Raw genomic sequence first — 18,801 nt, forward strand, 5'->3', positions numbered from 1 at the left:
CTACTTCTACTTCTTCGCCGTCAACTGATCGGCGATCGCGCCGAGCGCCTCCAAATCGGAGACGTCGAACGGCAATGACGGCACCCCTACGATGGGAACCCGCGGGTTGGCCCGGGTGAAACGCGACAGCAGTCGGATCTCACGCTTAGCGGTAGCGCCGCGCTCGGCGTGAATCTGCAGCGCCGCAGTGGTGAGCGACTTCGTCCCTTCCGGCAGCGATGCGCTGACCTTGGGCTCCTGCAGCGTCTCGATCGCGTCGATGGCGCGCTCGACGGGCAGGTCGCACAACATCGGATGGGTGCGGTTGAGAATCAGCCCAGCCAGCGGCATGTGCTCTTGGGAGAGTCGGTCGACGAAGAACGACGCCTCCCGCAGCGCGTCCGGTTCGGCTGCCGACACCACTACGAACTGGGTGCCGCGGCGCTTGAGCAAGTCATAGGTGCGGTCTGCCTTCTCCCGGAAGCCGCCGAAGGTGGCGTCGAGGGACTGCACGAAATTCGCTGCGTCGGAAAGCATTTGCGAACCGAGAACAGTCGACAGCGCTTTCATCGCCAGGCCGAGCGCACCGGCGACCAGCTTGCCGATGCCCCGTCCGGGGCCCAACAGCAACTTCCACAACCGGCTGTCCATGAAGCTGCCCAGCCGCTTCGGTGCGTCCAGGAAGTCCAGGGCGTTGCGCGACGGCGGGGTGTCGACCACCACCAGGTCCCAGCGGTCCTCGGCGAGAAGCTGGCCGAGTTTCTCCATCGCCATGTACTCCTGCGTGCCGGAGAGCGAGGTGGCGACCGTTTGGTAGAACTGGTTGCCCAGGATCGCCTCGGCCCGCTCCGGGCCGGAGTACTGCGTCACCATCTCGTCGAAGGTGCGGCGCATGTCGAGCATCATCGCGTGCAGCTGACCGGGTACTTCGGCAGGCAGTTGCACCCGCTGCGGGTGATTGCCCAGATCGTCGATGCCCAGCGCCTGGGCCAGCCGTCGCGCAGGGTCAATGGTCAGCACGACCACGGTGCGGCCGTATTCCGCGGCCCGCAGCGCCATCGACGCGGCAGTGGTGGTCTTGCCCACGCCACCGGCGCCGCAGCACACCACCACGCGATTGGAGGTGTCGGCCAGGATCGCCGCCAAGTCCAGTGCCAGCGGCTTGCCGGTCTTATCGGGTGTCATCGAACCCCCTGTTGGCCGAGAATTTCGGAGAGCTCATAGAGGCTGCCGAGGTCCACCCCGTCGGGGATCGTCGGCAGATGCAGGCGCGGCACATCCAACTGCTGCAGCTGCTCGGCCGTCTCCGTCCGGGCGCTGACGCGGGTGGCGTGCTGGATGGTTTCGGTCAGCAGACCGGCGAAGTCGTCGTCGCTCAGCGTGATCCCCGCCGCGGTCAGGCCAGCCCGGAGCGCGTCGGCGTCGACGACGCCTTCGGCGGCCTTGGCCAAGTCCGCGGGATCCAGGTGTGCGGGGATGTCGCGGTTGACGATCACGCTGCCGATCGGTAGGTCCAGCTGCCGCAGCTCATCGATGGCCTCCAAGGTCTCCTGCATCGGCAGGGCCTCCAGCAGCGTCACCAGATGGATGGCGGTCTGGTCCGAGTGCAGCAGCTTCACCACGCCGTCGGCCTGCGAGTGCACCGGGCCGCCCTTGGCCAGCTGCGATACCGCCTTGGTCACGTCGAGGAACCGGGAGATCCGGCCGGTCGGCGGTGCATCCACCACGACCGCATCGTAGATCGGCTTGTTGTTCTTGTCGGTCTGGATCACGTGGTACTTGATCTTGCCGGTGAGAATGACGTCGCGCAGGCCGGGCGCGATGGTGGTCGCGAACTCGACCGCCCCGACTCGCCGCATCGCCCGCCCGGCGATCCCCAGGTTGTAAAACAGGTCCAGGTACTCCAGGAACGCGGCCTCGATGTCCATCGCCAGCGCGTCGACCTGCCCACCGTCCTCGGCGGTCGCGACCTTGAGTGGGGTAATGGGCAGCGGCGGCACGTCGAAGAGTTGCGCAATGCCTTGGCGTTCTTCGACTTCCACCAGTAGCACTCGGCGTCCGCCGGCTGCCAGCGACAACGCCAGCGCGGCCGCAACCGTCGACTTGCCGGTACCGCCCTTGCCGGTCACGAAATGCAGCCGGGCCTTCGTCAATCGCGAAGGCCAGCCGAGAAGCGGCTCGCTGCTGGATGTGGCTGTCACCACTGCATGCTAACCAAGTACTTGGGCGTCCTAGCGATAAGCTCGCTGCCATGACTCAACGCACGGTCTGGGAGTACGCCACCGTCCCCTTGATCACGCACGCCACCAAGCAGATCCTCGACCAATGGGGAGAAGACGGCTGGGAGTTGGTGTCGGTGCTGCCGGGGCCCTCCGGTGAGCAGCTCATCGCCTTCCTAAAGCGCCCGCGATGAGCTGGCGGGTTCGGCTGACCGAACTCGGGATCGACCTGCCGGAGGTGGTGGCGCCGCTAGCGGCCTACGTGCCGGCGGTGCGCACCGGCAACCTGGTCTACACGTCCGGCCAGCTGCCGATGCGGGCCGGCGAGTTGCCGCAGACCGGAAAGGTGGGTGGGCAGGTCAGCCCGGAGGAGGGCCACGCGCTGGCCCGGATCTGCGCTCTCAACGCGCTGGCCGCCGTGGATGCCCTGGTCGGGCTCGATGCCGTGGCCCGGGTGGTCAAGGTGGTCGGATTCGTCGCGTCGGCGCCGAACTTCAACGGGCAGCCCGCCGTGGTCAACGGTGCCTCCGAACTGTTGGGTGAGGTGTTCGGCGATGCCGGCAAGCACGCGCGCTCCGCGGTCGGGGTCTCCGAGCTGCCGCTGGACGCGCCGGTGGAGGTCGAACTGATCGTCGAGTTGAAGGCCGCGGCGGAGTAGCCGAGCGGTGTCGGCTAGTCATCCCGCGTACGGTCGGCTGCGGCCGGTCACCGAGACCGCGTCGGTGCTGCTGGCCGACAATCCCGGGCTGATGACCCTGGATGGCACCAACACCTGGGTGCTGCGTGGCCGGCGCAGCGACGAGGTGGTGATCGTCGACCCGGGGCCCGACGATGACGAGCACATCGGCCGGCTGGCTGAGGTCGGCCGGATCGCCCTGGTGTTGATCAGCCACCGGCACTTCGATCACACCGAGGGCATCGACAAGCTGGTGGACGCCGTCGGGGCACCGGTCTACTCCGCAGGTAGCGGATTTCAGCGGCGGCTCGGGGGCGGGTTGACCGACGGTCAGGTGATCGAGGCGGCTGGCCTGCGGATCACCGTGTTCGCCACCCCGGGGCATACCGCGGACTCGCTGTCGTTCGTGCTGGACGATGCCGTCTTGACCGCCGACACCGTGCTGGGTCGCGGCACCACGGTCATCGACTCCGAGGACGGCGACCTGACGCACTACCTGGACTCGCTGCGGCGCCTGCGCGGGCTGGGTGGACGCACGGTGCTGCCCGGGCATGGACCGGAGCTGCCCAACATCGAGGCGGTGGCCAGCGGCTATCTCGAGCATCGCGAACAGCGGCTCAACCAGGTCCGTTCGGCGCTGGCCGCGCTGGGTGAGGACGCCACCGCCCGACAAGTCGTCGAATACGTCTATACCGACGTCGACGAAGAGCTCTGGGGTCCCGCCGAATGGTCGGTGCAGGCCCAGCTGAACTATCTGCGGGGCTGAACAGCCCCGCGAGCAGACACATAAGCCCCCTATTTCGCGTGGAAATGGGGGCTTATGTGTCTGCTCGGCGAAACTAGCGGGCGCGCCTGGCCAGCCGCTCGGAGTCCGAGATCAGCACGCTCTTGCCCTCGAGCCGGATCCAGCCACGGTGGGCGAAGTCGGCTAGGGCCTTGTTCACCGTCTCCCGCGAGGCCCCGACCAGCTGGGCGATCTCTTCCTGGGTCAGGTCGTGGGTGACCCGCAGGGCCCCGCCTTCCTGGGTGCCGAACCGTTGCGCCAGCTGCAGCAGCTGCTTGGCGACCCGGCCGGGCACGTCGGTGAAGATCAGATCGGCCAGGTTGTTGTTGGTGCGGCGCAGCCGGCGGGCCAGCACTCGCAGCAGCTGCTCGGCGATCTCGGGCCGATCGGAGATCCACGACCGCAGGGCGTCACGGTCCATCGAGACCGCTCGCACCTCGGTGATGGTGGTCGCGCTCGAGGTCCGGGGGCCCGGGTCGAAGATCGAGAGCTCACCGAACATGTCTGAGGGGCCCATGATGGTCAGGAGGTTCTCCCGGCCATCAGGAGAACGCCGGCCGATCTTCACTTTCCCGGAGACGATGATGTACAGCCGGTCGCCGGGCTCTCCCTCGGCGAACACGGTGTGTCCGCGCGGAAAGTCCACGGGCTGAAGCTGCTTGGTCAGCGCGGCTACGGCGCTGGGCTCAACTCCCTGGAAGATTCCGGCCCTCGCCAGGATCTCGTCCACGATGCCCCTTAGATGTTTTTGATGAAGGTTTGAAATCGTAAGTGCGGGCCGCTACCCGGCCAGCCACCTGAGTCTAGAGCCACGCGTCAAGCGAGATTACAACGCTATAGACGGTTGGCATGCTGATTCGGGGGAAACTGAGGATTCGCCTTCTCCTCCCGGCTCAGCCCGGTTTCGATGCGTTCCAGCCCGACTGCTGACAGCATCAGCAGCGTCGGGATGGCAGTGATCAGCAACCAGGACACAAGTCGTCAGTAAACATGGGCAAGGTCTCGTTGGGGTCACAAATTAGTACCCTGTCGGAGGTGACAGTGGACAAAGCCTCCCGCGCGGCGCGGACGGAGACCCGGACCGGACTGGTCCGGCGTGCTCGTCGGATGAATCGGACTCTGGCGCAGGCCTTTCCCGACGCCCACTGCGAGTTGGACTTCACCACGCCGCTGGAGCTGGCCGTCGCGACGGTGCTGTCGGCCCAATGCACCGACGTGCGAGTGAACCTGACGACGCCGGCATTGTTCGCCCGGTACCCCACGGCGCTGGACTACGCCCAGGCCGACCGCACCGAGCTGGAAGAGCTCATTCGGCCCACCGGCTTCTATCGCAACAAGGCGTCTTCCCTGATCAACCTCGGCCAGATGCTGGTCGAACGCTTCGACGGGGAACTGCCCGACACCATGGAGGAGCTGGTGCGCCTGCCCGGGGTGGGCCGCAAGACCGCCAACGTGATCCTGGGCAATGCGTTCGGGGTCCCGGGCATCACCGTCGACACCCACTTCGGCCGGCTGGTGCGGCGCTGGGCCTGGACCAGCGAGGAAGACCCTGTCAAGGTCGAGCATGCGGTCGGCGAGCTCATCGAGCGCAAGGAATGGACGTTGCTGTCCCACCGGGTGATTTTTCACGGCCGACGGGTCTGCCACTCCCGCAAGCCGGCCTGCGGGGTGTGCGTGTTGGCCAAGGACTGCCCGTCGTTCGGGATCGGGCCCACCACCCCGATGGAAGCCGCTGCGCTGGTCAAAGGTCCCGAGACCGAGCATCTGCTGGCCCTGGCCGGGTTGTAGCCGGTTGCCGCGCCCATGAGCAGATCGACCCGGTGGACCCTGGCGGTACTGGCGGTGGTGGCGGCGCTGCTGATCGGTCTGGTGAACGAATTGCGCCGCGAGCCGGCCGGGGTCCAGCCCGGCCCGCATCGATCCAGCACAGCCGTGGCCGGAGCCGGCGCGGACCTGGCCTCGCTGCGGCAGCGCGCCGATCTGCCGCCCTGTCAGGTGGGGCCGGGAGACACCGGGCCGAGCGTCCTGCGCGGCGTCACCGTCGAGTGTGCGGCCGACGGTTCTCCCGTCGACGTGGCGGCGATGTTCGCCGGCCGGAAGGTGGTACTCAATCTGTGGGCGTACTGGTGCGGGCCGTGCCGGGACGAGCTGCGGGCGTTCGCCGAATACCAGCGCCGGGTCGGGCCGACCGTGACGGTGGTGACGGTGCACCAAGACGACAACCAAGCCGCGGGCTTGGCTCTGCTGGCCGAGCTGGGCGTGCGGCTGCCCACCCTGCAAGATGGCCGCCGGCAGCTGGCGGCGGCGTTACGGGTGCCCAACGTGATGCCCGCGACGGTGGTGCTGGCCGCGGACGGTAGCGTTGCCCGCATCCTGCCGCAGCCCTTCGCCAATGCCGAAGAGATCGCCGCTGCCGTCGAGAACAGCGGCCGCTGATGCGGGGCGATCAGGATCCGGCACGCAAGGGAGGCGCGGTGGGCGCTGGCGAGTCCCAGTCCTGGGCCCCGTCGCGTGCCCCGTCTTGGCTGCGCCCGCTCGTCGACAACGTCGAGAAGGTGCCGACGGCCTACCTGCACCGGCTGCCCGCCGATGTTCGCGCGATGATCACGGCGGCCAACGCCAAGGCCAGCGTCGCCGGACGCCGGCGTGACGCGGCCGTACTGGTGTTGTTCTCCGGCCCGCCCGGCGGCCCGCCGGAGGCGATATCGGAATCGGCTGACCTGCTGGTCACGGTGCGGGCGTCGACGCTGCGCCATCACGCCGGCCAGGCCGCATTCCCGGGCGGAGCGGTCGATCCCGGCGACGACGGGCCGGTCGCCACCGCGTTGCGGGAGGCCAACGAGGAGACCGGGATCGACCCGGTCCGGGTGCACCCGTTGGTCACGTTGGACAAGATCTTCATCGCTCCCTCGGGGTTCCACGTGGTGCCGGTGCTGGCGTACTCCGAGGATCCCGGGCCGGTAACCGCGGTGGACCCGGGCGAGACCGCGATCGTGGCCCGCGTTCCAGTCCGGGCATTCATCAACCCCGAGAACCGGTTGATGGTTTACCGTGATGCGCGCAGTCGGCGTTGGGCTATGCCGGCGTTCCGGCTCAACCAGATGCTGGTCTGGGGATTCACCGCCCAGGTGATCTCAGCGATGCTGGATGTGGCCGGCTGGGCACAGCCCTGGGACACCAGCGAGGTACTTGGCCTGGACGAGGCCATGGCGCAGGTCGGAGGAGAAGGCGAGATATGACGTCGTCGCAGTGGCTGGACATCGCCGTGCTGGCGATCGCCTTCGTTGCCGCAGTATCCGGCTGGCGTTCCGGCGCGCTGGGCTCCCTGCTGTCTTTCGTCGGTGTTGCGTTGGGGGCGATGGCCGGGGTGCTGCTGGCGCCACACCTGATCGAGAGCGTCTCCGGTGCGCGGCTGAAACTGTTCGCCGCGCTGTTTCTGATCCTGGCCATGGTCGTCATCGGCGAGGTTGCCGGGGTGGTGCTGGGCCGGGCGGTGCGCGGAGCGATCCGCAACCCCGGTGTCCGCGGAGTCGACTCCATCATCGGGGTGGTGCTGCAGCTGGGCGTGGTGCTGATCGCGGCCTGGCTGCTGGCCACCCCGCTGACCGCGTCCGATCAGCCGAACCTGGCCGCCGCCGTCAACGATTCGCGAGTGTTGCGCCAGGTCGACGATGTCGCGCCGCAGTGGCTCAAGAACGTGCCTCGGCGGCTCTCGGCGGTGCTCGACGATTCCGGGCTGCCCGCCGTGCTGGAGCCCTTCAGTCACGCCCCGATCGCCGCGGTGGATGCGCCGGACCCGGAACTGGCCGCCAGTCCGGTGGTGGAAGCCACTGCGCCGAGCGTGCTGCGGATCCGCGGTGTGGCACCCAACTGCCAGAAAGTGTTGGAGGGCACCGGATTCGTCATCTCGCCCACCCGGGTGATGACGAATGCGCACGTGGTGGCCGGCTCGGACAGCGTCACCGTGGAGAGCGGCACCAAGTCGTATGAGGCCACGGTCATCTCCTTCGATCCCAAGGAGGACATCTCGATCCTGGCGGTGCCCGATCTGCCGTTGCCGCCGTTGGCGTTCGCCTCTTCGCCCGCCCAGGCCGATACCGATGCGCTGGTGCTGGGCTACCCCGGCGGCGGGGTCTTCGAGGCCACCCCGGCCCGGATCCGCGACGTCATCAACCTTGAGGGCCCCGACATCTACCGCAACACCACTGTCACCCGCCGGGTTTACACCATCAGAGGCACTGTGCAGCAAGGTAATTCCGGCGGCCCCATGATTGACATGGACGGCCGGGTGATCGGCGTGGTGTTCGGTGCGGCGGTCGACGACGCTGACACCGGGTTCGTGATGACCGCCGAGGAGGTGGCGGGTCAGCTCGCCCGCATCGGCGACACCCAGCCGGTCTCGACGCAGACCTGCGTCGGGGGAGAGTGAGTTACGCTCTGCCGCGCAGGAATTGCGTCAGGTGGTCGTTGACCACCTCGGGTGCCTCTTCGTGAGCGAAATGTCCCGCGCCGGGAATCGACACGTACTGCCCGTGCGGCGCGTACTGCCGGGTCTTGTTGACCGGGTCGGCCAGCACGTAGGGGTCGTCCTCGCCGCGTAGGTGCAGCAGCGGAATGTTCAGTGTGCGCAGGTCCAGCGCCTTCATGAACCGTTGGCCCTCGGCGCGGAACTGACTGCGCACCGCCCAGCGCTGGTACTCCAGCGCGCAATGGGCCGCCGACGGAATCTGTACCGCGGTGCGCAGGTGCCCGATGGTCTCGGCGAAATCCGCACTTGCCTGCCAGCCCGCCCCAGCTCTACTGCGCACCAAGCGCTCAAGCTCGGCTCCATCGCGGCGGGTCAGGGAGCGTTCCGGCCAGAACGGCACCTGGTACCGCAGCAACCACGGCAACAGCGCCCGGCCCTGATCGGCGTGGGTCAGCGCCGAGTTGCGCAGCGCCGCCGGATGCGGTGAGCTGACCACGGCGATATCGCGCACCAATCGGGGGTGCAGCAGCGCGGTCGCCCAGCAGACCAGGCCGCCGTCGGCGTGGCCGACCAGGGTCGCCGAGGAGTGCCCCAGGGCCCGGATCAGTCCGGCGGTGTCGCCGGCCAGCGTCCAGCCGTCGTAGCCGCGGGGAGGCTTGTCACTGCCGCCGTAGCCGCGCAGATCGACGGCGACGACCCGGGCATCGCTAAGCCCGCGCAATTGATGACGCCAGGTCCACCAGAACGAGCCGAACCCGTGCAGCAGCATGACCAGCGGCCGTGACGTCGGCGGGGCGTCGGCGGCGCTGTTCGTATCTTTGCCGGCCGGTGTCGCCTCTACGACATGGAATCGAATGCCGTTGGCGTGGATGTCCCAGTGTCGCCACGGCCCGTCGATACGGGTGATCGACGGATCCGGTGGCGGCACTACCAGCCCGAGGGATCGGTGGTCGGCCTACCGGACGAGCCCGCCGGTGACGCCGACGAGCCGTGCAGGCGGTCCGGGTCGGGACGCAGCGCGTCGCGAGTCTCGCGCACCGATTCGATCGTTTGGCGCGGTCCGCGGATACGGCGCACTCGCAGGAAGCCGAGCAGCGCCAGAGTCACGGTCACCACCAGCATGATCCCGAACACGATCAGGTAAGCGGCCCAGTCCTGCAGCCACATGTTGAGCAGCTCGGCGACGAAGAAGAAGAAAAAGAAGGTGGAGTAGAACAGCACGACCAGGGCCGCAATGAAGAACACGCTGCCGGTCAGGCCCTTCTTCACGTCCCGTGTGATCTCGGCGCGGGCCAGTTCGACCTCCGCGCGCACCAGCGTCGACATCTGTGCCGTGGCGTCCTTGACGAGGTCACCCAGGGACGGGTCGGCGGGCAGCGCATGCGGGTCGGCCAACGGGATGGTCGCCAAGGTGTTGGGCACGCCGTTGCGGTCCGCCTTCGCTGCGGCGCGTAATGCATTCCTGCGATCGGCCTTGCTCACTGGCTGTCCTCCCGTTCGCCGTCGTCGCGGCTTAATGTTGCCATGCGGTAGCTGACCCGACGAGTGGCCCCGGAAAGCTGCGGCAGATCGCGAGCCGCCGGCGGCCCCGACGGTGCTAGCCCGCGGCGCGCCCAGCCCCGCCAGGTCACTCACCGCAGTTAGGCTGTTTCTCTACCACCGGGGGTGGAGTTGATCGACGGGAGAACCGCTGTGCAGATCGCACACCGCTGGTTGCTGCGCAGCGCGACGGCGCTGTTGGCATGGGTGACTTGTGCCGCCTTGGCCACCTTCGTCGCACCGGTGGGCCGAGTCGCCGCCGACGACAAGGTGGTGATGGGCGGGGGCGCCGGCATCGTGGTCGATGAGGACACGTTGTGCACACTGACCGCGATCGGCCATGACAAGACCGGTGCACTGATCGGTTTCACCTCGGCGCACTGCGGTGGCCCCGGCGCCCAGGTGGCTGCCGAGGGATCCGAAGGCAACGGCATCATCGGCCACATGGTGGCCGGCAACGATGGCCTGGACTACGCGGTGATCGAGTTCGACCCGAACAAGGTGACGCCGGTGTCCAACTTCGGTGGCTTCGTGATCGGCGGCATCGGCCCGGACCCGATCTTCGGTCAGATCGCCTGCAAGCAGGGCCGTACCACCGGCAACTCCTGCGGCCTCACCTGGGGGCCGGGCCAAGACCCGGGCACCATTGTGATGCAGGTCTGCGGGCGTCCCGGCGACTCCGGCGGGCCGGTCGTGGTGAACAACATGCTGGTCGGCATGATCCACGGCGCGTTCAGCGACGCGTTGCCGACCTGCGTGATCAAGTACATCCCGTTGCACACACCCGCGGTCGTGGTGTCGATCAACGCCGTGCTGGGCGACATCAACGCCAACGACCGGCCGGGCGCGGGCTTCGTCCCGGTCGGCTAGGCGATCGCAAGCGCGGCGGGTCGCCGCATTGGCTCAGTCGGCCGCCCGGATCGCGTCGAACACACTGGGGTCCACCAGGGTTGAGGTGTCGCCGAGTTCGCGGCCGTCGGCGATATCGCGCAGCAGTCGCCGCATGATCTTGCCGCTGCGGGTCTTGGGCAGCTCCGGGACGATATGGACGTTGCGGGGCTTGGCGATCGGCGAGATCTCCACGGTGACACGCTCACGTAGCTCGTTGACGATCGTGCCGCCCACGTGGCTGTGCGACGCCGCCAGCACCACGAACGCGCAGATCCGTTGGCCGGTCTGCTCATCGATGGCGCCGACGACAGCGGCCTCGGCCACCGCTTCGTGACCGACCAGCGCGGACTCCACCTCCGCGGTGGAGATGCGGTGCCCGGACACGTTCATCACGTCGTCGATCCGGCCCAGCACCCAGATGTCGCCGTCGGCGTCGTAGCGGGCGCCGTCACCGGCGAAGTACCAGCCCTGCTCGGCAAAGCGCGACCAGTAGGTCTCGATGAAACGCTCCGAGTCGCCCCAGATCCCGCGGGTCATCGACGGCCACGGCTGATCGATGACCAGGTAGCCCGAAACCGGTTCCCCGGCTGCGTCATCCGGCGACAACAGATCGCCGTGATCGTCGACGATGCGAGCGGAGATCCCGGGCAGCGGGGTCATCGCGGCACCCGGCTTGGCCGCGGCCACACCGGGTAGCGGGGTGATCATCGCCGCGCCGGTCTCGGTCTGCCACCAGGTGTCGACCACCGGCAGCGTGTCCGCGCCGATCACCCGCCGGTACCAGCGCCAGGCCTCCGGGTTGATCGGTTCGCCGACCGAACCCAACAGTCGCAGACTGGACAGGTCGTGAGCGCCGGGAACCTCGTGGCCCCACTTCATGAACGTGCGGATCAAGGTGGGCGCGGTGTAATAGATTGTCACACCGTACTTTTCGATGATCTGGAAGTGTCGGTGTTGGTCCGGGAAGTCCGGAGTGCCCTCGTAGATCACCTCGGTGGCGCCGTTGGCCAGCGGCCCGTACACCGCGTAGGTGTGGCCGGTGACCCACCCGACATCGGCGGTGCACCAGAAGACGTCGGAGGCGGCCTTGAGGTCGAAGACGTAGTGGTGGGTGTAGGCCGCCTGCGTCAGATAACCGCCGCTGGTGTGCACGATGCCCTTCGGCTTGCCCGTGGTCCCCGACGTGTACAGCAGGAACAGTGGCTGCTCGGCTTCGAACGCCTCGGCGGTGTGCTGCGATGCAGCCCGATCCACCACGTCGTGCCACCACAGGTCGCGGTCGGGGTTCCAGGACACCTCGCCGCCGGTGCGGCGCACCACGAGCACGTGCTCGACGCTCGGAGCATCGGCGACCGCCTCGTCGACCGCGGGCTTGAGCGGTGCCGGCTGGCCGCGGCGGAACTGCCCGTCGGAGGTGATGACCACCTTCGCCTCGGCGTCGTCGATCCGGGATCGCAGCGCGTGCGCGGAGAAACCGGCGAACACCACGGTGTGCAGGACGCCCAACCGCGCGCACGCCAGCATCGCGATGACCGCCTCGGGGATCATCGGCAGATAGATCGCCACCCGGTCACCGGCGACCAGGCCGAGCCCGGTCAGCGCGTTGGCGGCCCGGGAGACCTCGGCGAGCAGTTCGGCGTAGGTGATCGTGCGGGCGTCGCCGTGCCCATGCGCCGGTCCCAGCTTCGCCTCTCCTTCGTCGAGGCTCGCTGAACCGCCGTCGGGCTCGCCCTCCCAGTGGATCGCCACCCGGTCGCCGTGCCCGGCTTCGACGTGGCGGTCCACGCAGTTGTAGGCGACGTTGAGCTTGCCGTCGGCGAACCAGCGCGCGAACGGGGCGTCTGTGTAGTCGAGCACCTCGGTGAAGGGCGTTGCCCAGCTCAACCGGTTGGCCTGCTCGGCCCAGAATGCGAGCCGATCGGATTCGGCTGCGCGGTACAACTCGGGACCCGCGTTGGCCTGGGCAGCGAACTCGGCGGCAGGCGGGTACGACGGCGCTGAAGCGGCAGGTGTTGCGGTCACGGTCACCGAGCCTAATCACCTCGGCGGTAGTGTCACAGCCCGTGACCACCGCGGAGGATCCACTGGCCCCGTTAGTTCAGCTGCCCGGTGTCTCCGAGGCCAGTGAGCAGGTGCGCGACGAGCTGGCCCGGGTACATCGGCATAAGACCAACATGCGGGGCTGGCCAGTCAGTGCCGCGGAGGCCTCGCTGCGGGCGGCGCGGGCGTCGTCGGTGCTCGACGGCGGGCCGGCGGCCGTGGACGCCGCCTCGACCTCTGACCCGGTGTTCGCCGGGGCCCTGCGGGTGGCCCAGGCCCTGGAAGGCGGGGAGACCACCCTGGTCGAGGTGTGGCGACGTGCGCCGCTGCAGGCCTTGGCCCGGCTGCATGTGTTGGCCGCCGCGGACCTCGTCGACGAGGAGCGCCTCGGCCGGCCCGAAGGCGGCGCGGCGGTCGGGCGCCGGCTGGAGATGCTGGCCGACCTGGCGACCGGTGGCACGTCAGTGGCTGCGCCGGTGTTCGCCGCGGTGGTGCACGGTGAACTGCTGACGCTCGCGCCGTTCGGTAGCGCCGACGGCGTGGTGGCCCGCGGCGCGGCCCGGCTGGTCACCATCGCCAGCGGATTGGACCGCCATGGGCTGGGAGTGCCCGAGGTGACCTGGATGCGTAACGCGCGTGACTACCGGCGGGCGGCGGCGGGCTTCGCGACCGGTTCAGCCGAGGCGGTCAGCGCCTGGCTGCTGCTGTGTTGCGGCGCGATGCGTACCGGTGCGCTCGACGCGCTGGGAATTGCTGAGGCGGGTCGCTAGGCGCTGATTCGGGCCGTTTGAAGAGGTCCTGGAACGAACGAAGCGGGCGGCGTTCCGAATGATTCGGATCGCCGCCCGCTAGCACGGTACACGGTTACCAAGCGTCCAACTTGGGCTGCGTGGGTGGCCTCGGCGCTCCTGCGGTGTTCTTCGGCTGCAACCCCACCCAAAGGGCTGGCAACACCGATCACGTTCCGCAATTACGCAGGCCCGCAACACTTCTGCCATCTTCGCGGCTGTGGCTCCGCGTGGGTACCGCTCTCCGTACTGGGAAGTGCGGTTCGGGAGGTCGATCCTTCTCTTCCGGGGCGACCCTGGCCTTACCGGCTTCCGTGCTTCCTTTGTACTACGTGACGCACGACACAGCAAGGGTCAATCGCATACGGCGTGTGCCGTGTCATCGGATTGTGATCAGCGATGTTTGCTGGAGGCTGGATCAGGGCACCAGTCGGCGCAGTAGGGAGTAGGTCAGCGCGCCGGCGGCCAGTGCGCTGACACCGACCGCGGCAGTGGTGGCCAGCGCGGCACCGGAGGGCGCGGGGATGCGGTCACGCAGCGACACCGGCCGCGAGAACGTCAGCACCGGCCAGCCGTTGGCGATCGCCTCTTTGCGCAGCGCGCGGTCGGGGTTCACCGCCGACGGATGCCCGACCACCTGCAGCATCGGTAGGTCGGTGATCGAGTCCGAATAGGCGTAGCAGTGCTCCAGCGGATAGCCCTCGCGGGCGGCCAGCTCGCGGATGGCTTGCACCTTGCCTTCGCCGTAGCAGTAGAACGCGATCTCGCCGGTGTACTTGCCGTCGGCGACGACCATCCGGGTGGCCATGGCGTGGGTTGCGCCCAGCGCCCGGGCGATGGGCGCCACGATCTCCTCGCCGGAGGCCGAGACCACCACCACGTCGCGGCCGCACAGTTTGTGATCGGCGATCAGCTCGGCGGCCTCCGCGAAGATCAGTGGCGTGACGATGTCGTGCATCGTCTCGTTGACGATCGCCTTGACCTGTTCCACGTTCCAGCCGGTGCACATGTTGGTCAGGTGGGCCCGCATCCGCTCCATCTGATCGTGGTCGGCACCGGACAACAGCATCAGGAATTGCGCGTAACTGGACTTGAGTACGGTGCGACGGTTGATCAGTCCCTGGTCCATAAAGGGTTTGCTGAAGGCCAGCGCGCTGGACTTCGCAATGACCGTCTGATCGAGGTCCAAGAAGGCCGCGGTACGGGTTCGAGGGGCCGTGAAAGGTGCCGCAGGGTCGGTTGGCGACGTAGACGCTGAGTGCGGCTGCGGGGTGGATGCGGTCACCGCCACAGCATAGGTGCGAGAGGTCTGCTAACCCGGTGCTACAGGAGAAAGAGCACTTCACACGTAGTGCGAGATTTAGGTCGCCATTTGATAGCAACACTTGCAAACACTTGCGCCGGACCACCCTGTCGTGTGTATAGTGGCATCACTCGGCTTATGCTGAGGGTGTATCGGCCCGACCCCCCGGGGTTGATACGCGACGACCTCCGCCTCCTCCCCCCCTGGCGGGGGTCGTCTTTTTTAACCGGTAAATTAGTTCGCCGGAGAGCCCCCGTACTGACTGGAACGTGTTACAGATCCGGCTTTTCATCCGATTAGTCTGGTTTTATCGGTAATCCATAACTTCAAGTTATCCACAGTCGGGAATTTCATCCACACTCGCCGGGAATCGGTTGTCGTGACGAAGGCTGTCGCGCCACGGTAAGGCGGTGAGCGCAGCCACCGGCCTGTTGGCCCTCGTTACCCAACCGGCGCTGCGTGACGAACTGGACCGGGTGGCCGCGGCGGCGGGTGTGCGCATCATTCACCTCGGCGCCGAGATGCCGAACCGCAGGGCTTGGTCGGCTGCCGCGGCCGTGGTGCTCGACGAGGAGGCTGCCGCGCGGTGTGGACCGGCCCGGTTGCCGCGCCGCCCCCACGTCGTGGTGCTCAGCGGCGGCCAACCCACCACCCTCACCTGGCAAGCCGGTGTCGCCGTCGGGGCGCAACGGGTGCTGGCCCTGCCCGCCGAAGGCAACGAGCTGGTGGCCGAGCTGGCTGAGGCCGGCGAATCGGTGCGTGATGGGGTGCGCCGCGGCGACGTGATCGCGGTGATCGGCGCGCGCGGGGGAGCGGGCGCCTCGTTGCTGGCAACGGCGCTGGCCCAGCATGCAGGGGATGCGCTGCTGGTCGACCTCGACGCTTGGGGTGGGGGCATCGATCTGCTGGTGGGCACTGAGAACGCCGCCGGCCTGCGCTGGTGCGACCTGGCGCAGCACAGCGGGCGGCTGACCTGGACGGCGCTGCGCGAAGCGCTGCCCCGGCAGCGTGGGGTAAGTGTCCTGTCCGGCGCCCGTCGGGGCGACGCGGCCTACGAGGCCACGGAAGTCGACGCCGGCACCGTCGACGCTGTCGTAGATGCGGGCCGTCGTGGCGGGGTCACCGTGGTCTGCGACCTTCCCCGGGCGTTGGTCGATCCGGTCGAAACCGCGCTGAGCGCCGCCGATCTCGTCGTGCTGGTCAGCTCCTGCGACATACGGTCGTGCGCGGCCGGCGCGGCGCTCGCACCACGGCTGCGCACGGTGAACCCCCACGTCGGCCTGGTCGTGCGCGGGCCGGCTCCCGGCGGTCTCCGGGCCGCGGAGGTGGGCGAGATAGTCGGGTTGCCGTTGCTGACTGCATTGCGGGCCGAACCCCGACTGGCCGAACGCCTTGAACACTCGGGTCTGCGGTTGCATCGCCGCTCTGCGCTGGCGGCGGCAGCCGGTCGGGTCCTTGAACTGTTGCCGCAGCGGAAAGCCTTGGTCTCATGAGGGATTCGCTGATTGACCGGGTCCGGGAACGTCTGGCGGCGGAATCTTGGGAGGCCCGAGGGGCCTCGGAGTTGCGCCCCCAGGCGGTGGCCGCAGCGATCCGCGCTGAATCCGGTGGTGTGCTCGGCGATACCGAAATGCTATCCAGCCTACGGGTTCTGCAGACCGAACTGACCGGCGCCGGCGTGCTGGAACCACTGCTGTGTTCCTCGGGCACCACCGACGTTCTGGTCACCGCACCCGATGCGGTGTGGGTCGACGATGGGGCAGGCCTGCGGCGCAGTGAGATTCGGTTCGCCGATGAAGCCGCGGTGCGACGGCTGGCCCAGCGACTGGCGGTAGCTGCGGGACGCCGGCTCGACGACGCCCAGCCCTGGGTCGACGGGCAGCTGCACGGTATCGGCACCGGCGAGTTCACCGTGCGCCTGCACGCGATCCTGCCGCCGGTTGCGGCCGACGGGACGTGCCTGTCACTGCGGGTGCTGCGTCCGGCCACCCAAGACCTCGCCGCACTGACCGCCGCCGAAGCCATTGCGCCGCAGGCCGCCGCCCTGTTGTCCGACATCATCACCGCCCGGCTGGCGTTTCTGGTCTCTGGCGGTACGGGCGCTGGTAAGACAACCCTGCTGGCCGCTCTGCTCGGCGCAGTCAGCGAAGGTGAGCGGGTGGTGTGCGTGGAGGATGCGCCCGAGCTGCAACCGCGCCACCCGCACCTGGTCCGACTGGTGGCCCGCGCGGCCAACGTCGAAGGCGCCGGCGAGGTGAGCCTGCGCGAGCTGGTCCGGCAAGCGCTGCGGATGCGACCGGATCGGTTGGTGGTCGGCGAGGTCCGCGGCGCCGAAGTGGTCGACCTGCTGGCCGCATTGAACACCGGTCACGACGGCGGTGCCGGAACCGTGCACGCCAACAATTCGGCCGAAGTCCCGGCCCGCCTGGAAGCGCTTGCCGCACTGGGTGGTCTGGACCGTGCCGGCCTACACAGCCAGCTGGCGGCGGCCGTCCAGGTGCTGATGCACGTCGCCCGGGGGCGCGACGGCAGGCGGCGACTCACCGACATCTCGATGCTGCGCCGCACCGCCGCGGGGCAGGTACAGGCCGCGCCGGTGTGGCAGCTCGGACGCGGCCTGACCGACCACGCCGCTGAATTCCGCGCCCTGCTGCGCGATCGGATTCCGGCGTGAGCGGCGCCGCGACCGCAACACTGGCGTTGGCAGCGGCGATGCTGCTCGGTGCTTCGCCACGCCGCCGCATCGCACCGACGGGACAACCGCTCCGCGGTGCGGTGGCCGGACGGGCCGGTCGCTGGAGCCTTGTCGGCGCGATGGCCGGAGCCGCTGTGCTGGCCGCGCTGGTCCTGCCGCGCAGTACGTGGCTGGCCGGAGTCGTATTGGGAACCACCGCCATCGTGCGACGTCGCCGTGGTCTGCGCCGTCGTCGAGCCGTCGCGGAATCACGCGCCCTGGAAACCGCACTGGATGCACTGGCCGGTGAGCTGCGCGTCGGAGCGCATCCGGTGCGGGCGTTTGCTCTGGCGGCCGTCGAATCCGACCACCCCGCGGTGGCCGCCGGGCTGGGTGGCGTCGCCGCTCGGGCGCGGCTCGGGGCAGATGTCGCGACCGGCCTGCGTGAGGCCGCGGTGTGTTCGGCGCTGCCCTCGCAGTGGGCGCGGCTCGCCGCCTACTGGGAACTTGGGGGACAACACGGCTTGGCGGTCGCCACGCTGATGCAAGCCGCGCAACGCGATATCGCTGCCCGGCAAAGGTTCTCGGCGCGTACCGAAGCCGGCATGGCTGGCGCTCGGGCCTCGGCGACGCTCCTGGCCTGCTTGCCGGTATTGGGTGTGCTGCTGGGGCAATTGATCGGAGCCCGGCCCGTGGTCTTTCTGCTCGGCGGAACGGGCGGGCTGCTGTCGCTGATCGGGATAGGACTGGTCTGCGCCGGGCTGCTGTGGTCAGACCGGATCACTGCCCAGGTCGGCGGTGTCCCATGACCGCCGCCGCGATGTTGCTGGCCGTGGCGGTACTCACCGCCGCCGGACCGGCGACGGTGCGGGAGCGGGCGGGGCTACCTAGGCCAGGACGTCCGCCGCGGCTTCGGGTAGTCCCGGGCTCCGATGCGCTGGCGCTGGCGGCCGACCTCGAGGTGTTCGCGCTCTGCCTCACCGCGGGGATGTCCGTGTCCGGCGCAGCGACGGCCACCGCCCGGCATGCGCCACCGGTGCTGGCGGCGGCATTGTTCCGCGGTGCGGATCTGCTGGCGCTGGGTGCCGAACCGGGCATCGCCTGGTCGGCGCCGAACGGTCCGGCTGCCGGGGCGCTCGACCCGACAACCAGCGCGGTGCTGCGCCTGGCCCGAAGGTCGGGGTCATCTGGTACCGCGCTGGCCAGCGGGCTCGGTGAACTTGCCGCGCAGTGTCGCGACGAGGCGGTGCATTCGGCGACGGCCGCTGCGGAGCGGGCCGGGGTATTGATCGCCGGACCGCTCGGACTGTGCTTTCTGCCCGCATTCGTATGCCTGGGCATCGTGCCGGTCGTGGCCGGTCTGGCCGGTGACGTACTGCGGTCGGGCCTGCTGTGAACGGGCGATGCTACGCGGACCGACCGAGAGAAACCAGAAGAAGG

20 protein-coding genes are annotated in these 18,801 nt (G+C 68.7%); 13 read left to right on the plus strand and 7 right to left on the minus strand.

Annotated features, from left to right (window positions below):
- Positions 1–6 precede the first annotated feature (6 nt).
- The gene (locus tag NM962_09780; protein UVO14257.1) at positions 7–1,164 is read right to left on the minus strand and encodes an ArsA family ATPase; all 1,158 of its coding nucleotides are present in this window, start codon (positions 1,162–1,164) and stop codon (positions 7–9) included.
- Positions 1,161–2,183, minus strand: coding sequence for an ATPase (locus NM962_09785; GenBank protein UVO14258.1), 1,023 nt, complete (start codon positions 2,181–2,183; stop codon positions 1,161–1,163). The genes NM962_09780 and NM962_09785 overlap by 4 nt, the downstream gene beginning before the upstream one ends.
- Positions 2,184–2,230: 47 nt before the next feature.
- On the opposite strand from NM962_09785, the gene NM962_09790 reads away from it, so the two are divergent.
- From NM962_09790 to NM962_09800, 3 genes are read left to right on the plus strand one after another with little or no spacing between them, the layout of a single operon-like run.
- Entirely contained in the window at positions 2,231–2,392 is a 162-nt protein-coding gene (locus NM962_09790; protein ID UVO14259.1) for a DUF4177 domain-containing protein, read from the plus strand.
- Positions 2,389–2,856, plus strand: a complete 468-nt coding sequence (locus tag NM962_09795) for a RidA family protein (GenBank protein UVO14260.1) — start codon at positions 2,389–2,391, stop codon at positions 2,854–2,856. Before NM962_09790 ends, NM962_09795 begins: the two co-directional genes overlap by 4 nt.
- Before the next feature lie 7 nt (positions 2,857–2,863).
- Positions 2,864–3,640 (plus strand): MBL fold metallo-hydrolase, encoded by a 777-nt coding sequence (locus tag NM962_09800; protein UVO14261.1) that lies wholly within the window; start codon positions 2,864–2,866, stop codon positions 3,638–3,640.
- 73 nt (positions 3,641–3,713) lie between these two features.
- On the opposite strand, the gene crp is transcribed toward NM962_09800, so the two are convergent.
- Positions 3,714–4,388 (minus strand): cAMP-activated global transcriptional regulator CRP, encoded by a 675-nt coding sequence (gene crp / locus NM962_09805; GenBank protein UVO14262.1) that lies wholly within the window; start codon positions 4,386–4,388, stop codon positions 3,714–3,716.
- A 377-nt stretch (positions 4,389–4,765) separates the two neighbouring features.
- On the opposite strand from crp, the gene nth reads away from it, so the two are divergent.
- From nth to marP, 4 genes are read left to right on the plus strand one after another with little or no spacing between them, the layout of a single operon-like run.
- Positions 4,766–5,446: an endonuclease III gene (gene nth, locus NM962_09810; protein ID UVO14644.1), complete on the plus strand. Its 681-nt coding sequence runs from the start codon at positions 4,766–4,768 to the stop codon at positions 5,444–5,446.
- A 15-nt stretch (positions 5,447–5,461) separates the two neighbouring features.
- The gene (locus tag NM962_09815) at positions 5,462–6,094 is read left to right on the plus strand and encodes a TlpA family protein disulfide reductase (GenBank protein UVO14263.1); all 633 of its coding nucleotides are present in this window, start codon (positions 5,462–5,464) and stop codon (positions 6,092–6,094) included.
- Between the two features lie 38 nt (positions 6,095–6,132).
- Entirely contained in the window at positions 6,133–6,897 is a 765-nt protein-coding gene (locus NM962_09820) for a CoA pyrophosphatase (GenBank protein ID UVO14264.1), read from the plus strand.
- The gene (gene marP, locus NM962_09825; protein UVO14265.1) at positions 6,894–8,087 is read left to right on the plus strand and encodes an acid resistance serine protease MarP; all 1,194 of its coding nucleotides are present in this window, start codon (positions 6,894–6,896) and stop codon (positions 8,085–8,087) included. The genes NM962_09820 and marP overlap by 4 nt, the downstream gene beginning before the upstream one ends.
- 1 nt (position 8,088) lies before the next feature.
- Here marP and NM962_09830 read toward each other — a convergent pair whose 3' ends face one another.
- Positions 8,089–9,054, minus strand: coding sequence for an alpha/beta hydrolase (locus NM962_09830; protein UVO14266.1), 966 nt, complete (start codon positions 9,052–9,054; stop codon positions 8,089–8,091).
- Positions 9,054–9,608 (minus strand): phage holin family protein, encoded by a 555-nt coding sequence (locus NM962_09835; protein ID UVO14267.1) that lies wholly within the window; start codon positions 9,606–9,608, stop codon positions 9,054–9,056. Before NM962_09835 ends, NM962_09830 begins: the two co-directional genes overlap by 1 nt.
- 252 nt (positions 9,609–9,860) lie before the next feature.
- Between NM962_09835 and NM962_09840 the strand changes: the two genes are divergently transcribed.
- The gene (locus NM962_09840) at positions 9,861–10,535 is read left to right on the plus strand and encodes a S1 family peptidase (GenBank protein ID UVO14645.1); all 675 of its coding nucleotides are present in this window, start codon (positions 9,861–9,863) and stop codon (positions 10,533–10,535) included.
- A gap of 33 nt (positions 10,536–10,568) precedes the next feature.
- Here NM962_09840 and acs read toward each other — a convergent pair whose 3' ends face one another.
- Positions 10,569–12,578, minus strand: a complete 2,010-nt coding sequence (gene acs / locus NM962_09845) for an acetate--CoA ligase (protein ID UVO14268.1) — start codon at positions 12,576–12,578, stop codon at positions 10,569–10,571.
- 41 nt (positions 12,579–12,619) lie between these two features.
- On the opposite strand from acs, the gene NM962_09850 reads away from it, so the two are divergent.
- Positions 12,620–13,366 carry an oxidoreductase gene (locus NM962_09850; GenBank protein UVO14269.1) on the plus strand — a complete coding sequence of 249 codons (747 nt, stop codon included), beginning with the start codon at positions 12,620–12,622 and terminating at the stop codon, positions 13,364–13,366.
- A gap of 436 nt (positions 13,367–13,802) precedes the next feature.
- On the opposite strand, the gene NM962_09855 is transcribed toward NM962_09850, so the two are convergent.
- On the minus strand, positions 13,803–14,675 hold the full coding sequence (locus NM962_09855; GenBank protein ID UVO14270.1) for an HAD-IB family hydrolase: 873 nt from the start codon (positions 14,673–14,675) through the stop codon (positions 13,803–13,805).
- 422 nt (positions 14,676–15,097) lie between these two features.
- Here NM962_09855 and NM962_09860 point away from each other — a divergent pair, with 422 nt between their 5' ends.
- The 4 genes from NM962_09860 to NM962_09875 are packed head-to-tail and all read left to right on the plus strand — an operon-like array spanning position 15,098 to position 18,757.
- On the plus strand, positions 15,098–16,180 hold the full coding sequence (locus NM962_09860) for a CpaE-like family protein (protein ID UVO14271.1): 1,083 nt from the start codon (positions 15,098–15,100) through the stop codon (positions 16,178–16,180).
- Positions 16,177–17,361: a TadA family conjugal transfer-associated ATPase gene (locus tag NM962_09865; protein ID UVO14272.1), complete on the plus strand. Its 1,185-nt coding sequence runs from the start codon at positions 16,177–16,179 to the stop codon at positions 17,359–17,361. Before NM962_09860 ends, NM962_09865 begins: the two co-directional genes overlap by 4 nt.
- Positions 17,358–18,170 carry a type II secretion system F family protein gene (locus tag NM962_09870; protein ID UVO14273.1) on the plus strand — a complete coding sequence of 271 codons (813 nt, stop codon included), beginning with the start codon at positions 17,358–17,360 and terminating at the stop codon, positions 18,168–18,170. Before NM962_09865 ends, NM962_09870 begins: the two co-directional genes overlap by 4 nt.
- A complete protein-coding gene (locus NM962_09875; GenBank protein ID UVO14274.1) occupies positions 18,167–18,757 on the plus strand; it encodes a type II secretion system F family protein in 591 nt (196 codons plus the stop codon). The genes NM962_09870 and NM962_09875 overlap by 4 nt, the downstream gene beginning before the upstream one ends.
- Positions 18,758–18,801 lie beyond the last annotated feature (44 nt).

The organism is Mycobacterium sp. SVM_VP21, assembly GCA_024758765.1.
In the GTDB taxonomy this organism is placed as follows: Bacteria; Actinomycetota; Actinomycetes; order Mycobacteriales; family Mycobacteriaceae; genus Mycobacterium; species Mycobacterium heraklionense_C.